This window comes from Streptomyces sp. NPDC057743 (assembly GCF_042798755.1).
Taxonomy (GTDB): Bacteria; Actinomycetota; Actinomycetes; order Streptomycetales; family Streptomycetaceae; genus Streptomyces.
The window spans coordinates 197468-211106 of the sequence record NZ_JBHVJX010000001.1; the positions used below are offsets into that span (position 1 = coordinate 197468).

A 13639-nucleotide genomic window follows, 5' to 3' on the forward strand; every position below is an offset into this window, starting at 1 on the left:
CCGGCCCGGGCGAGGGGTGGTTGGACGCAGCGGCGCCGCGGTCGCTGGCTATGGAGCCGACGTGCACCCCGCGCCCCCACGGCCGCCGCTAACCGGAGACCGTCGAGGCCCGTCCCGGGCGAGCGCCCGCCAGCACCTCCGCCGCGGCGACGCCGGAGGCGGCCGTCGCGCCGTGCGTGAGGAGCTGCACGGCCCCGGGGAGCGAGTCGCCCGGCAGGCCCATCTCGACAACGACGGCATCCGGGCGGGCCGCGGTGAGCTCGGCCAGCGCGCGGCCCATCCACGCGTGCCGGGTGGCGTCCCGGACGACGACGACCAGCGGGCGCCCGGCGGCGGGGGCCAGCGCATGGTCGGTCAACACCGCCGGTCGGTCCAGGAGTTGCTGATGCGGCACCCGGACGAAGGTGGTGCCGGGCAGCCGTTCCCGCAGCGGTGCGCCGACGCCCCACGGCGTCTCCTTGCCGATGGCGAGGTTGGTCGAGGGCACCAGCTCCACCACGTGCGGGGGAGCGGCCAGCGGGAGGACGGCATCCGCGGCGCCGCGCAGCCGGACGGCGCGGCGGGCGGCGACGAAGCCGATGTCGCCGTTGACGGGGTCCACCGGGATGCCCCGGCCCAGCATCCGCGACCACGCGGCGAACGCCCGGACCCGCTCGGCGGCCTCTTCGAGGCGCTCCGCGGCGCGTTCGCCGTCGGATGCGGCGGTGGTGAGCGCGTCGACCAGGCGAGCCACGGTGGCCTCGTCGGCCCTCTCGCCGCCGACGCAGACCGCATCGGCGCCGGCGGCGACGGCCCGGACCGCGGCGCCGCCGATGCCGTAGCGGTCCGCGACGGCGCCCATCTCGATGGCGTCGGTGACGATCAGCCCCTCGAAGCCGAGCTCCTTGCGGAGCAGGTCGCCCAGGAGCCGGGGGCTCAGGGTGGCCGGGAGGTCGGGGTCGTGGGCGGGTACCAGGAGGTGGCCGCTCATCACGGCGCCCACGCCCGCCGCCACCGCAGCCCGGAAGGGCGGCAGGGCCTGCGCGGCGATCTCGTCCGGGCCGGCGTCGTAACTGGGCAGGCCGTGGTGGGAGTCGACGGCGACGTCCCCGTGCCCGGGGAAGTGCTTGGCGCAGGCGGCCACGCCGGCCGACTGCAGGCCCCGGATCCAGGCCGTGGCGTGGCGGGAGACCCGCGCGGGATCGGCGCCGAACGAGCGGACGCCGATGATGGGGTTGTCGGGGTTGGAGTTGACGTCCACGCTGGGCGCGTAGTCCAGGCTCACGCCGACGGCGCGCAGTTGGCGCCCCAGGTCGCGGGCGACGGCCTCGGTCAGTTCCGGGTCGTCGACGGTGCCGAGGGCGAGGTTGCCGGGCCGGGTGGCGCCGGTCGCGGATTCGAGCCGGGTGACGTCCCCGGCCTCCTCGTCGATCGCGATGATCAATGCCGGGTTCTCGGCGCGGAGTTGAGCGGTCAGGCGGGCGACCTGCTCGGCCGAGGCGATGTTCCGGGCGAAGAGCACGACGGATGACAGGCCGTCACCGATGGCGCGCAGGACCCAGTCCGGCGCCTCGGTGCCCACGAAGCCCGGTTGGAGGACGGAGAGAGCGAGTCGTCGCAACTCCTTGCGGTGCGAGGTGGAGGACATCGACGGGGCCTTCCGTTGTGGGGCGAGGCATCGATCAGAGGTTGTTGGTACAGACCAGCGGATATTGGCCTAGTCCAATCCGCAGTGTCAAGGGATCGGACACCCCGTCCCGTGTTCGTCGCATCCGTGCCCCTGCCGTCAACTCCGCTCTTGACAGCGCGAGTTGGTCTAGTCCACTTTGTTGGTGAGCGAGTGAAGCAAGGGACGTAAGTTGCATACGGGGCGGGTCTGATCGCCCCCGGCGGGCGAGCCGGCCCGCCGGACCCTGCTGCGCACCCCGCTCACCTTCGGCCACGACATCCACCGCCCAGCGGATCGCCCTCCCCGCGACGTCCCGAGCAGCCCGACGGCCCAACGGGGCACCCGCCACGGCCCGGTGCCCCGCCCGAGAGGCATCCGCACGGCCCGCAATCCCTCGAAACCTTGGAGCGCTGCATGCCGGCGACCGACGTATACCTCTACCGAGCCGCCTCCGATATCCCCTACTTCAGCTCGGACGGCGAGACCTACCTGGCCCGCACCCCACTGCACCAACTGCGCAAGACGCGCGGGCTGCGGGTGCTGTCCGAGGCGGACTTCGCCTTCTGGCAGACCTACGGCTATGTCGTGGTCAAGGAGGCGATCCCGCCCTCCGCCGCCGGGCAACTGCTGGACTTCGCCTGGGACTTCCAGGGACTCGACCCGGCCCGCCCCGACACCTGGTACCAGGACCGCCCCTTCCGCTCGGACCTCGACCGGGAACTGCACATCTACGGATTCGTCGAGGCGTACCACCACCAGTACCTCTGGGACAGCCGCCAGACACAGCGGGTCTACGACGCGTTCGTCGATGTCTGGGACTGCCCGGAGCTGTGGGTCACCCTGGACCGGCTCAACCTCAACCCGCCCAACATCCACAACCGCGACCGCGCGCTCATCGCCCCGACCGCGCGCGGCTTCGACATCGAACTCCACTGGGACATCGACACCACCCTCGGCGTGCCGCCGCAGCGCGTCCAGGGCATCATCGCCCTGAACGACACCCGCCCGGACTGCGGCGGATTCCAGTGCGCGCCCGAACTGTTCCGCCGGTTCGACCAGTGGAAGGCGCGCCAACCAGCCGACCGGGACCCGCTCCGCCCCGCCTTCGATCGCGACGAACTCCCCGTCATCCGACCCGAGTTGGCCGCCGGCGACCTGCTGATCTGGAACGGCCTGCTGGCGCACGGCGTCGCGGCCAACACCTCCCGGGACGGCGTGCGCGCCGTCCAGTACCTCTCCATGATGCCGGCCCTCGAAGAACACCAGGCACTGCGCACCTCCCGGATCGACTCCTGGCGGCACCGGCGGACGCCGGACTGGAACGCCACCCTGGTCGGCGACGCCAGGCGCCACGAATCCCTCCGCTACGGCCCGGCGGTCCTCGACGGACTGGGCGCCAGGCTGCTCGGCCTCGACTCCTGGACCGGGCAGGACGCCGCCGCACTCATGGGGGCGGGCGCATGCGCACCATCTGCCTGACCCTGCCCACCAACCGGCCCTGCGCCCCGGCGATCAGGGCCCTCGGCGAGGAGGCCGTGTACGCCGCCGAGCACTTCGACGTCGTGGTCCACCTGCTGGTCCTGGACTCCTGCGACGGCGAGGCGTTCGCCGCCCACGCCCGGGCCGTGTGGGAAACCCCCCGTCCACCGAACGTCCTCGCACACCACCTCGACGAACCCGCCCAACGCGCCTTCCTGCGCCGGGTGATCCGGGACGCCGACCTCGCCAAGCCCGACCTGATGCTGGACCTCATGCTCCCGGCGGAGCCCTCCTACGGCGCCTGCACCAACCGGGCGTTCCTGATCGCCGCCGCCCTTGGCTGCCAGTCAATCCACCGCCGGGACTCGGACAGCCGCTACCAGACCAGCAACGGCGCCCCGGTCTTCCCCATCCACCACGAGCTCCGCTCCCTCGGCCGGCCCGCCAAAGACGCGGCGCGCCACGTCTCCGCAACCACCCTGGACCCGCGACACGCGCCCAAACCCGTGACGATGGTGGGCAGTTCCTTCGTCGGCGAACCCTCCGTGGACCTCGCCGAGATCCACCGCCTGGACCCGCAGATCTACGCCGACGTGGTCGGCCTGTGGGCACCCGGTCACTGGACGGAGCAGGCCAAGCGGGAACTCGTCGCCGAGTCGTTCCGGGGCGCCGGCACAAAACCGTTCACCCGCGACCACTCCACCCTGGGCCTGGTCGACCCGATGCGGGTGGACATGTGCAACATCAGCTTCCACCGGGTGCACGAGCGCGTGCCGCTGCCGCCCGCCACCAACACCATCGGCAGCGACTACTTCCTCATCCACCTGGTGCACGACGCCGGCCTGCCGGGCGTCCTCCACAACCGCAACATCGTGAACTTCTACACCGGCGAGCGCCGCACCGACCCCGGATTCCCCGCCTACCAGACCCGGTTCGCCAAGTTCCTCCTCTCCATGCTCTACCTCAACTTCCTCTACGACCGGATGGCCGCCGCGGGCGACGCGCTCCTCGACGACCACCACCAGGTACGCGCCCCCGCCGTCGCCGCGCTGGTCCGCGAGAGCACCGCACTGGACCGGACCGAGAACGTCGAGCGACTGGACGTCCTCGACGCCTCCTACCGTCAACTCGGCGGAAAATACGCCGCGTTCGCCGACACCCTCGCCCCGCGCCGGGAACGCCTGCTCCACGAGGCCGGGCAGGACATGGCGGACTTCGCCCTGCTCATCGAGGCATGGGCGGCGCTGATCGACGCCAGCCGTGCCACCGGCCCGTACCCGTTGACCCAACAGCCGGACCGGGACCGCCGATGACCACCGACCACCCCGCCCTGCGCGCCGCCCTGGCGGCCGCGGACCACGACCAGATCGTCTACGACCTGGCCGGCATCGCCGAGAACCACGCGACCCTGCAACGCGAACTGCCCGGCGCCGCCGTCCGCTTCGCCCTGAAGTCCTGCCCGATGGACGCCGTCCTCGCCTGCCTGGCGCGGCGGGGCGCGGGCGCCGACGCGGCCAGTCCCCGCGAGATCGCCCAGGCACTCGGCGCCGGCATCCCCCGCGACCGGATCCACTACGGCAACACCGTCAAGTCCGACCGGGACATCGCCGAGGCGCACCGGCTCGGCGTGCGGGACTTCGCCACGGACAGCCTGGAGGACGTCGCGGCCCTCGCCGCCCACGCCCCGGGCGCCCGGGTGTTCTGCCGCCTGGCCACCGACGGCGGCGGCGCGCTGTGGGGACTGACCCACAAGCACGGCTGCTCCTTAGCCGACGCGGTCCGCGTCCTGGCCGCGGCCCGGGACGCCCAACTGGCCCCGTCCGGGCTCTCCTTCCACGTCGGTTCCCAACAGATGACGGCCGATGCCTGGCGCCGCGCCCTCGACCTCACCGCCGAGACCCTGGTCGCCCTGCACCGGCGCGGCATCCGCGTGGACCACGTCAACCTCGGCGGCGGCCTGCCGGCCCTCGGCTACGTGGACGCGCGCGGGAGGCCCCTCGACCCGCCGCTGGACAAGATCTTCGCCGTCATCCGCGAGGGCATGGCGCGCCTCACCGACGCCTGCGGACACCCCCTGGACTTCCGCATCGAACCGGGCCGCTACCTCGTCGCGGACCACGGCGCCATCCGTACCCACGTGACCCGCCTCACCACCCGCCGGCAACCCCACGGCGAGCGACAACGCTGGCTGTACCTCGGCGTAGGCAAGTTCAACGGCCTTTACGAAATGGACCAGTTGACGTACCAGATGGTCTTCCCCACGCACCCGGCCGGCCCGACCGTCCCCGCCTTCGTAGCGGGCCCCACCTGCGACAGCGACGACGCCTTCGCGCCCGAACGCGGCCCGGTCCAGGTGCCTGCGGGCCTCGCCTCCGGCGACCCGGTCTGGGTGCTCTCCTGCGGCGCCTACGCCCTCAGCTATCTGACCCGGGGCTTCAACGGCTTCCGCCCGCCCCCACATACCTGGATCCACGCCACGGGCACCAGGCACCACGCCCCACGACACCGCCAACACCCCCAACCGGTCGCGGAGGTGTGCTGCGCATGCCGATGAATCGCGACGCCACCGACGCCACCGAGATCCTGCACGCCACCCCACGCATCCGCCCCATCGCGTCGGACGACTGGGACGCCGTCACCGCGCTGGAGTCCCGTGCCTACGCCGCCCTCGGACTGTCCGAGGAGCCGGCCGCACTCGCCTCCCGCGCCCACGCCTCGCCGGACACCTGCTTCGCCCTCGACCTCCAACGACGGCTGGCGGGCTACCTGTTGGCCCTGCCCTACCCGGCGTTCCACTCCCCGGACCTGGCCCGCGCGGAACGCCGCTCGTTCTCCTCCCGCAACCTCCACCTGCACGACCTGGTCATCGCCGAACCGCTCCGCCGCCGGGGACTGGCCAGTCACCTCCTGCACCACCTCACGACCATGGCGACGCTCCACGGCTACGAGCAGATCTCCTTGATCGCCGTCGCCGGCAGCGAACCCTTCTGGGCGGCCAACGGATTCCACTCCCATCGCGCAGTGGTCACCCCGGACGCGTACGGCCCGCACGCCCTCTACATGTCCCGACCGCTGCCGAGTCCAACGACACCACACCACAACGACAACGACGGACACGACCACGAGGCCGACCTCCGAGAAGGGGCATGATGCCGGCGTTCCGGATACCCGACCCATTCCTGCGCGCGCTGTTGGCGATCGCGGCCCTGTTCTTCACTCTGGGGTTCCAGTACGCCACCTGGGCGTCCCGGCTCCCCGCCCTCAAGGCCCAACTCGGCCTGTCCGCGGCGGAGGTGGGCGTGTTGCTGATGGCCACCGGCGTCGGCGCGGCGGCCTCGTTCCCGCTGGTGACGCTGTTGATGACCCGGCTGGGCGCCAGGCGCCTGGCGCTGTGGTCCGCGCTCTGCCTGACCCTGCTGCTGTTCGCGCTGGCCGCGGCGCCCAACTACCCGACCGCGCTGGTGGTGATGTGCGGCGACGGCTTGCTCGTGGGCTGCCTGAACGTCGCCATGAACGCCCAGGGCGCCGCCCTCGAATCCAGGCACGGGCGCAACGCCATGTCCAAGCTGCACGCCACGTTCAGCGCCGGGTCGTTGGCCGCCGCCGTGTTGGCCTCCGGAGTGACCGCGCTGACCACGACCGTCGTCGTGCACTTCGCGGCGGCCGCTGCGGTGCTGCTGCTGTTGCTCGGCTGCGCCCGGCCCGGGCTGCTCACCGACGGGCAACCGGCGACGAGTCGGGAGCGTCAACGCACCGCCCGTCGCTGGGCGTTGCCCTCGCGCCTGACGCTGTGGATGTGCTGCGCCATGGCGTTCGGCACGGTGACCGAGGGCGCGATGAACGACTGGTCGGCCCTCTACCTCAGGGACGTCGCCCAGGCGTCCGCGGAACTGGCGCCCATGGGCATCGCCGTCGTCTCCGGCGTGATGGTGCTGTCCCGGCTGTTCGCCGATGGTTGGCGCAGCCGTTGGGGCGACGGGAGGATCGTCCGCGTCGGCAGCGCGTTGGCCGGAGTGGGCCTGGCGCTCGCCCTGTTGAGCGGCGGCGTGCTGCCGGCCCTGATCGGGTTCGCCTGCGTCGGCCTGGGCATCGCGGCCGTCACCCCCTGCGTCTACGTGGCCGCGGCCGGACAGGGCCCCCAGGCGCTCACGCTGGTCGCCGCCATGGGCACCACCGGCCTGCTCGCCGGGCCACCCTGCATCGGCTTCCTCGCCAACGCCGCCGGACTGGTCTGGGGCATGGCCGCCGTCGCCGCCTGTGCGCTGGTGGTCTCGCTGTGCGGCACGCGCATCCGCTGGACGCCACCGGCGGCCCCCACCGGTGTCAACGCCGACCAACCGGCGCACGACGGGGCCCGGTTGGCGCCGTAGGGGCCCTCGGCGCCACCGTGCGGCCGCACGCCCGGAGGCGTGCGGCCGCCGCGGTCACCGGGAGGCCGTTGGCCCCGCGGTCCCGCCGCCGGTGAACGGCGCGAAGATATGGGTGAAGTCCCAGGTCTGCTGCGGAATGCTGGAGCAGTTGTCGGCCGACGCCCCGCCGGGGCAGCTGCCGTTGTCCCGCTGGAGGGCCCAGAACGACAGGGTGTTGATGCCCTTGTCCACCGCCCACTTGTAGACCTGCCTGGCGTTGTCGAGGCTGAACGTCTCGGCCGGCCCGAAGTCGTCGACGCCGGGCATCTCGATGATGCCGACCATGCTCCACAACTGGGCCGGCGACCTGTCCGGGTAGAGCTGCTTGAGCTGGTCGTACAGTCCCTGGGCGGCGGTCTGGGTGTCGTTGGCCATGTCGTGACTGGCGTTGTCGTAGTAGTCGAACGTCATGATGTTGACGACGTCCACCCGTGCACCGTTGCTGACCGCGTTCTGCAACAGGGCGGTTCCGCTGTCGGCCGGGCCCTGTGTCGTCGTCGGAAGGGTGTAGGAGATCTCCACCTTCCGCCCGTTGTTCGCCGCCCAGTCCTCGACCAGCTTGATGGCCTTGTTTCGCCGGTCGACCGCGGCCGAGTCGTCCAATGAGTCCGCCTCGATGTCCATGTCGAGCCGCGACACGTCGTAGGTGGTGATCACCTTCTCGTAGGCGGCGGCGATCTTCTGGACGTCGGTACAACTGTCCGCGATCTCGGTGCCGGTGGTGTCCGCGGTGTAGCCGCCGAAGGAGGGGATGACATCGCCCCCCTTGCCCTGGATGGTCTTGATGTCGCTGCCGAAGGAGGACGAGGAGACCGGCGTATCGGTGCTCCCGTTCCAGTAGGGCGTGCAGGAACCCTTGGACTCGGTCTGGAGGAACGCCATCGTCAGGTGCTTGGCACCGGACTGGGCGGAGAGCGCGGCGGGGCTCTCGCCCGTCCACGACTCGAAGTAGGGCGCGAACACATGGGTCGGGAGCGGGGTCGCCGCGTGGGCGGCGCCACCACCCAGGGCGGTCAGGCCGGCCGTGGCGACGGCGGTGACGGTAGCGGTGAGGGCGGTGCGGAGGGAGCGCCTGCGTCTCATGTCAGTCCCAGAGGTCGGAGGTGGACCGTCAATTCCCCTTGCGCGCAGCGGTATTGACTCTGGGATAACCCGGACGTCAGGAGCATGTCAATGGACTGGACCAATTCAGGACTAGACCAATCCGCGGTGCGGTGGACCATGGTGCTGTCCAGCACGCCCGCGGCGCGTTGGACCACTCACCCGCCCTACGGCGCGCACCCGTCCGCGGTCCGGGCCCCAACCGCAGTGGCGCCCGGACCGGTTGGCCGCCCGCGCGTCAGGACTTCTTGTCGCCCAGCTTCTCGACGAAGTCCTGGGCCTTGTCGACGGCGGTGTCGATCTTGTCGCTGTGCTTGTGCTCGGTCCGGTCGTCGATGAACCCGCCGACCTTCTCCAGCCCACCGGAGATCTTGTCGCCGTGCGCCTCGGCGATCTCCTCGGCCTTCTCCTTGAGGTTCTTCAGGGCGTCAAACATCCGGGCTGGTCTCCTTCGGTGCCTTGTCTGGCGGCGAAATTGCCTGGTCAGGACATGATCCCATGGACGAAGGGGCGGCGGCGACGGCCTGTGGACGCGCACCCGACGCACGGAACGCCACCGGCGCGCGCGGCGGTGGCGAGGGGCGCGGGGGCGCGCTGCCGGCCGATGACGGGCGGCGGGCTACCCCCTCCCGTCGTCCACGAGGCGTGCCCCCTGGTTCACTCGACTGACCGCGGCCAATCCCGACGCCGCCGAACCGCACGTCGTAAAACTGACGGCATGTCACCCAACGCAACGTTTGACGACCGGAGCGCACCGCCCTCGCCGGGGCCACACCGGGCATGGCTCCCCACCCCACCGCCCGCCCGGCACACGGACGGTGGCGCATGAGGCGCCCGGTCGACCGGCCCGCGGACCGGCCGGTGCGGATGCCGCGCGCCGCGGCGGCGGCCGGCGTCGTCTCCGCACTGCTGCTGGGCGCCGCCATCCTGCTGGTGCACCTGGCGGTACCTGAACACCCCCAGGACGCCACCGACTGGACCCGACAGACGTCCCAGCGCGACTCGCTGCACGCGGCGTTGGCCCTGCTGCCGTTCGCCGGGATCTTCTTCCTGTGGTTCATGGGCGTCGTCCGGGACTACGTCGGCGCGGCCGAGGACCGGTTCTTCGCCACGCTCTTCCTGGGCAGCGGAGTGCTCTTCGTGGCGATGCTGTTCGTCATGGCGGCAACGGCCGGCAGCCTGCTGGCCGTTACGGACGTGTCCGCCGCCTCCTCCGCGGGACAGCGGGGACTCTGGCAGTTCGGCCGCCACCTGGTCCTGGAGTTGCTGACCAACTACGCCACGCGGATGGCCGCGGTGTTCGTGGTGTCGACCACCACCATCGGGCACCGACTGGGCGTCTTCCCGCGCTGGCTGGCCTGGCTGGGCTACCTGGTGGGACTGGTGCTGCTGTTCGCGGTCGGCTCCACGAGCCATCTCGAACTCGTCTTCCCGCTCTGGATGTTGGCCGTCAGCAGCCACGTCTTCGTGGTCACCCTGCGCCGCCGCCGCGCGGACGAGGGGCAGAACGGGGCCGCGGAAGCAGGCCCCTGATCCAGCCCGCGGCCCTTGGACCCGACGAGAACGGGCACGGGTGCGGATACGGGCACGGGTGCGGCTCTCGCCCTACGCCGATGGCACCTCCTCGTCGACACCGACCGGCGCGTGCGACCTCCGTCAAGTCCGGTCACCGGGGCCGTCGGTGTCGACGGTGCCGGCGGTGGTGGCCACGGTGCCCGCCGGGATGCGGCCGAGGCGGACGAACGTGATGAGTGAATGGACGGCCAGGGCGAACACCACCGAGGGGACGACCGTCCAGGTCACCACGCCGGCGAGCGCCAACGCGGAGAGGACGACCAGGGCCGGTACGAGGGTGGGCAGGGCGGCGGACAGGGCGATACGGAGGCGGACGGCGCGGGGCATGACGGGTCCTCGGGACGGCTCGGAGGGAAACGGTCGGACGGGTAGGGAGTTGGTCAGGAGGCGGCGCGGGCGCGGTCGAGGTAGGCGGTCAGCTCCTGCCAGGCATCGGCCGAGGCGGCCGGGTCGCCGGACATCGCGGCCGGCTCCTGCTGCCAGGCACCCTTGACCGCGGCCGACAGCGTCTGATCGCCGCCGCTGAACAGCGCGCCGAGCTCGTCCATGCGGGCCACGATGCGCTGCACCTGCGGTGCCCCCGGATCGGTCCCGGCCACGCGGAGCGCCTCGGCCCGGCGGTACAGCTCGGGCCACTCGATCTCCAACAGATAGTGGGCGGCGGGCCCGAGGGCCCGGGCCCGGTCCTCCAGCGCCCGGAGCTGGTCCTCGTCGACGTGCCGGCGCAGGGCCTGGTCGGCGGCCGGGCCAGTGCCCCGCATCGCCTGGAGCACGCCGATCAACGTGGCGGCCTCCGGCGCGCGGGCCGCGGTGAGTTCCCCGTGGATATGGGTCAACCGCTGCCGCAGGACGTCCAGGGCCGCGAGGGCGGCCTCGACGTCGGAGAGTTGCTCGGCCACCAACCGCACCGGGTCCACGCCGACGTCCAGGCAGGTGGCGATGGTCTCCAACCCCAGCCCCAGGCGGCGCAGCGCGAGCACCTGGTACAGGCGGGCCACGTCCTGCTCGGTGTACTCGCGATGCCCGGAGGCCGTGCGGCGGGACGGGCTCAGCAGCCCGATCTGGTCCCAGTGGTGCAGGGTGCGGACGGTCACACCGCTCGCCGAGGCGAGCGCTCCGACCTTCCAGGTCTGTTCGAAGCTCATGCCCCCACGATGCCTCCTGACGCCGCGTGAGGTTCAAGTCCACCGCCCGCGGCCGCGCGCCCGACTGATCTCCACGGGCTCACCCGGCGGTCCGAGCAGCGCTCTGCTGCCCCATCGGACAGACCCCCATCCCCTTGCGCGCGACGTGTTGCGCGGGCCAAGGTCTGGACCCATGGGAAGGATCTCCGTGCGGCCCCTCGAACCCGGTGACTGGGCGCGCTACCGTGCCGTTCGCCTGGCGGCCCTGGCCGATGCGCCCGAGGCGTTCGGCTCCACCCTGGAGCGCGAGCAAGCCTTCACGGCGGAGACGTGGCGGCAGCGCCTGGCCGGGCGCGACCAGTTCCTCGCCGAGGACGACGGCCAGGCATGCGGACTGGTCGGCATCGTCCCCACCGGGCCCAGCACCGCCCAGTTGGTGTCCATGTGGGTCGCCCCCACCGCCCGCGGCCGAGGGATCGCGAACCGCCTGGTGGGGGAGGCCCTGCGAGGGGCGGACACCGGCGGAATCGTCCACCTGGAACTCTGGGTCACCCAGGGCAACGACCGCGCGGAGCGCCTCTACGCCCGACATGGCTTCCAACGCACCGGCCGCGTCCAACCCGTACGCGAGGGCGACAGCCGACTGGAATTCGCCATGAAGCGCCGCGCGCCCATGGACGAGAGCAAGGCTGCACCGCAACTCCCCACTTGACGCCCGGTGTTCGCGCCCACCCCTCCCACTTACCTGGCAGGTAATCGCCTTCCCGCGACCCCGCCTGCCAGGATCACCGGCATACGGAGGATTCCCCCGCTCCCGCCCGACCGGAAGGACGCGCCATGCCCGCCTACGCCATAGCCCATCTCCGGGATGCCGCCCCGCACCCGGAGATCGCCGAGTACATCGAGCGCATCACCGGCACCTTCGAGCCCTACGGCGGCCGCTTCCTCGTCCACGCCATGCCACACGAGGTGAAGGAGGGCAGCTGGCCCGGGAACGTCGTGGTGATCGGCTTCCCCACCATCGCCCAGGCACGCGCGTGGTGGGACTCGCCCCAGTACCAGGAGATCGCCCCGCTACGCTCGCGCCACATTGCCGGCGACATCATCCTGGTCGCCGGCGTCCCCGACGCCTACGACGCGACCACCACCGCCCAATCCCTCCGCGACTCCCTGCCCACCGGGTAGGCCGCGGCTCCCCTCCGCCGCGGAACCCGGGCGGGGTCGTTCCCCAAGCGCAAGCCCCTCAGTCCAACCACTGCACCACCTCCTGTCGGTCCGCGTTGTGGAGGACCCGGGCGCGGGCGCCGTTGACCAGGGAGAGCTGCGGTGGGACGTGGCCGCACTCGACGTCGGCGAGGAGGGGGATGCCGAGGGGGCCGAGTGCGTCCAACACGGCCTCGTGCTGCGTCAGGGAGCCCCGGTCGGGCGCTGTGGTGCGGCCGATGAGTACGGCGTTGGCGGAGTCGAAGAAGCCGGCCAGACGCATCCCGTGCAGATTGCGGCAGATGGTGAACGCGTCGTCCTCGCACGCCTCTACGTAGACGAGTAGCCCCTCGGGCGCGTGGGTGCGGGCGAACGTCGCGACATCGCCGTAGGGCGTTCCGGCCACGTTGCAGAGCGTTTCGATGCAGCCGCCGATGAGGCGACCCTCGACGTCCACGTCGCCGTCGGCATCCAGTCGGGTCCAGGTGCCGACGCCGTCCAACTCGTACGTGGTGACGTCCGGGAAGGTGCGGAAGTCGGCCCAGCCGCCGGCCCGATGGCGGCCCGGCGAGCTCTGGGCGAACCGGCCCCCCTCCGGTACGCCCACCACGTCCAGCCACGACAACAGGCCCTCGGGCACCTGGTAGGGCGTGTCCATGAGATTGGTGCCGTGCAGGGTCGCGAGGCCGGTCAGGAGGGTGAGCGGGGTGAGGAGGGTGGACATGTCGGAGTACCCCACCAGCCAGGTCGGTTCGGCGGTGCGGAGGCGGTCCCAGTCGAGCAACGGCAGCAGATCGATGGCGGTCTCCCCGCCCCACGGCGGCACGATCGCCTTGACGGCGGGGTCCGTCAGCATCGCCGTCAGCTCGGCCGCGCGCTCCGCCGCGGGGGCGCTGAGGTGCCCCGCCCCGTCCATGCAGCGACCGACCACCACCTCGTAACCACGGGCCCGCACCGACTCGATCGCCACCTCCAGGCGCGCCCGCATCTCCGGGGCGACGCCGCTCGAAGGAGACGTGATGGCCACGCGGTCACCCGGACGCAGGGGTTGCGGATAGCGGATCGACATGGGGGGATTGTGGCACGGTGTGGGCGCCAAC

At 71.9% G+C, this 13639-nt stretch carries 13 protein-coding genes and 1 pseudogene; 8 read left to right on the forward strand and 6 right to left on the reverse strand.

Going from position 1 to position 13639, the window contains the following annotated elements; genetic code table 11:
* Positions 1–88: 88 nt before the first annotated feature.
* Positions 89–1627, reverse strand: a complete 1539-nt coding sequence (locus ACFVFQ_RS00875) for a glycoside hydrolase family 3 N-terminal domain-containing protein (RefSeq protein ID WP_383406304.1) — start codon at positions 1625–1627, stop codon at positions 89–91.
* A 435-nt stretch (positions 1628–2062) separates the two neighbouring features.
* Here ACFVFQ_RS00875 and ACFVFQ_RS00880 point away from each other — a divergent pair, with 435 nt between their 5' ends.
* From ACFVFQ_RS00880 to ACFVFQ_RS00900, 5 genes are read left to right on the forward strand one after another with little or no spacing between them, the layout of a single operon-like run.
* Positions 2063–3127: a phytanoyl-CoA dioxygenase family protein gene (locus ACFVFQ_RS00880; protein WP_383406307.1), complete on the forward strand. Its 1065-nt coding sequence runs from the start codon at positions 2063–2065 to the stop codon at positions 3125–3127.
* Positions 3109–4440 carry a DUF6271 family protein gene (locus ACFVFQ_RS00885; protein ID WP_383406310.1) on the forward strand — a complete coding sequence of 444 codons (1332 nt, stop codon included), beginning with the start codon at positions 3109–3111 and terminating at the stop codon, positions 4438–4440. The genes ACFVFQ_RS00880 and ACFVFQ_RS00885 overlap by 19 nt, the downstream gene beginning before the upstream one ends.
* A complete protein-coding gene (locus ACFVFQ_RS00890; RefSeq protein WP_383406313.1) occupies positions 4437–5681 on the forward strand; it encodes a type III PLP-dependent enzyme in 1245 nt (414 codons plus the stop codon). The genes ACFVFQ_RS00885 and ACFVFQ_RS00890 overlap by 4 nt, the downstream gene beginning before the upstream one ends.
* The gene (locus ACFVFQ_RS00895) at positions 5672–6277 is read left to right on the forward strand and encodes a GNAT family N-acetyltransferase (protein WP_383406316.1); all 606 of its coding nucleotides are present in this window, start codon (positions 5672–5674) and stop codon (positions 6275–6277) included. Before ACFVFQ_RS00890 ends, ACFVFQ_RS00895 begins: the two co-directional genes overlap by 10 nt.
* Positions 6277–7497: an MFS transporter gene (locus ACFVFQ_RS00900; RefSeq protein WP_383406998.1), complete on the forward strand. Its 1221-nt coding sequence runs from the start codon at positions 6277–6279 to the stop codon at positions 7495–7497. Before ACFVFQ_RS00895 ends, ACFVFQ_RS00900 begins: the two co-directional genes overlap by 1 nt.
* Before the next feature lie 75 nt (positions 7498–7572).
* Here ACFVFQ_RS00900 and ACFVFQ_RS00905 read toward each other — a convergent pair.
* Together ACFVFQ_RS00905 and ACFVFQ_RS00910 are read right to left on the reverse strand one after the other, a co-directional pair.
* Positions 7573–8619, reverse strand: a pseudogene (locus ACFVFQ_RS00905) (chitinase); the annotation flags it as partial.
* A gap of 256 nt (positions 8620–8875) precedes the next feature.
* Complete coding sequence (locus ACFVFQ_RS00910; protein ID WP_383406319.1) at positions 8876–9073, reverse strand: antitoxin; 198 nt, start codon at positions 9071–9073, stop codon at positions 8876–8878.
* 389 nt (positions 9074–9462) lie between these two features.
* Between ACFVFQ_RS00910 and ACFVFQ_RS00915 the strand changes: the two genes are divergently transcribed.
* Positions 9463–10170 (forward strand): hypothetical protein, encoded by a 708-nt coding sequence (locus tag ACFVFQ_RS00915; protein ID WP_383406322.1) that lies wholly within the window; start codon positions 9463–9465, stop codon positions 10168–10170.
* 123 nt (positions 10171–10293) lie between these two features.
* Here ACFVFQ_RS00915 and ACFVFQ_RS00920 read toward each other — a convergent pair whose 3' ends face one another.
* Together ACFVFQ_RS00920 and ACFVFQ_RS00925 are read right to left on the reverse strand one after the other, a co-directional pair.
* On the reverse strand, positions 10294–10539 hold the full coding sequence (locus ACFVFQ_RS00920; protein WP_383406325.1) for a hypothetical protein: 246 nt from the start codon (positions 10537–10539) through the stop codon (positions 10294–10296).
* Positions 10540–10592: 53 nt separating this feature from the next.
* Positions 10593–11357, reverse strand: coding sequence for a MerR family transcriptional regulator (locus ACFVFQ_RS00925; RefSeq protein ID WP_383406330.1), 765 nt, complete (start codon positions 11355–11357; stop codon positions 10593–10595).
* Positions 11358–11529: 172 nt separating this feature from the next.
* On the opposite strand from ACFVFQ_RS00925, the gene ACFVFQ_RS00930 reads away from it, so the two are divergent.
* Positions 11530–12048: a GNAT family N-acetyltransferase gene (locus tag ACFVFQ_RS00930; protein ID WP_383406332.1), complete on the forward strand. Its 519-nt coding sequence runs from the start codon at positions 11530–11532 to the stop codon at positions 12046–12048.
* 125 nt (positions 12049–12173) lie between these two features.
* Positions 12174–12521, forward strand: a complete 348-nt coding sequence (locus tag ACFVFQ_RS00935) for a DUF1330 domain-containing protein (RefSeq protein WP_383406335.1) — start codon at positions 12174–12176, stop codon at positions 12519–12521.
* A 58-nt stretch (positions 12522–12579) separates the two neighbouring features.
* On the opposite strand, the gene ACFVFQ_RS00940 is transcribed toward ACFVFQ_RS00935, so the two are convergent.
* Positions 12580–13608: a S66 peptidase family protein gene (locus tag ACFVFQ_RS00940; RefSeq protein WP_383406338.1), complete on the reverse strand. Its 1029-nt coding sequence runs from the start codon at positions 13606–13608 to the stop codon at positions 12580–12582.
* Positions 13609–13639 lie beyond the last annotated feature (31 nt).

What these genes read in the sequence shown, in the direction of transcription:
- ACFVFQ_RS00900 (WP_383406998.1), top strand. Translation starts at nt 6,277, where the DNA reads ATGCCGGCGTTCCGGATACCCGACCCATTCCTGCGCGCGCTGTTGGCG.
- ACFVFQ_RS00940 (WP_383406338.1), bottom strand. Translation starts at nt 13,608, where the DNA reads ATGTCGATCCGCTATCCGCAACCCCTGCGTCCGGGTGACCGCGTGGCC.
- ACFVFQ_RS00890 (WP_383406313.1), top strand. Translation starts at nt 4,437, where the DNA reads ATGACCACCGACCACCCCGCCCTGCGCGCCGCCCTGGCGGCCGCGGAC.
- ACFVFQ_RS00885 (WP_383406310.1), top strand. Translation starts at nt 3,109, where the DNA reads ATGCGCACCATCTGCCTGACCCTGCCCACCAACCGGCCCTGCGCCCCG.
- ACFVFQ_RS00875 (WP_383406304.1), bottom strand. Translation starts at nt 1,627, where the DNA reads ATGTCCTCCACCTCGCACCGCAAGGAGTTGCGACGACTCGCTCTCTCC.
- ACFVFQ_RS00895 (WP_383406316.1), top strand. Translation starts at nt 5,672, where the DNA reads ATGCCGATGAATCGCGACGCCACCGACGCCACCGAGATCCTGCACGCC.
- ACFVFQ_RS00920 (WP_383406325.1), bottom strand. Translation starts at nt 10,539, where the DNA reads ATGCCCCGCGCCGTCCGCCTCCGTATCGCCCTGTCCGCCGCCCTGCCC.
- ACFVFQ_RS00880 (WP_383406307.1), top strand. Translation starts at nt 2,063, where the DNA reads ATGCCGGCGACCGACGTATACCTCTACCGAGCCGCCTCCGATATCCCC.
- ACFVFQ_RS00915 (WP_383406322.1), top strand. Translation starts at nt 9,463, where the DNA reads ATGAGGCGCCCGGTCGACCGGCCCGCGGACCGGCCGGTGCGGATGCCG.
- ACFVFQ_RS00925 (WP_383406330.1), bottom strand. Translation starts at nt 11,357, where the DNA reads ATGAGCTTCGAACAGACCTGGAAGGTCGGAGCGCTCGCCTCGGCGAGC.
- ACFVFQ_RS00935 (WP_383406335.1), top strand. Translation starts at nt 12,174, where the DNA reads ATGCCCGCCTACGCCATAGCCCATCTCCGGGATGCCGCCCCGCACCCG.
- ACFVFQ_RS00910 (WP_383406319.1), bottom strand. Translation starts at nt 9,073, where the DNA reads ATGTTTGACGCCCTGAAGAACCTCAAGGAGAAGGCCGAGGAGATCGCC.
- ACFVFQ_RS00930 (WP_383406332.1), top strand. Translation starts at nt 11,530, where the DNA reads ATGGGAAGGATCTCCGTGCGGCCCCTCGAACCCGGTGACTGGGCGCGC.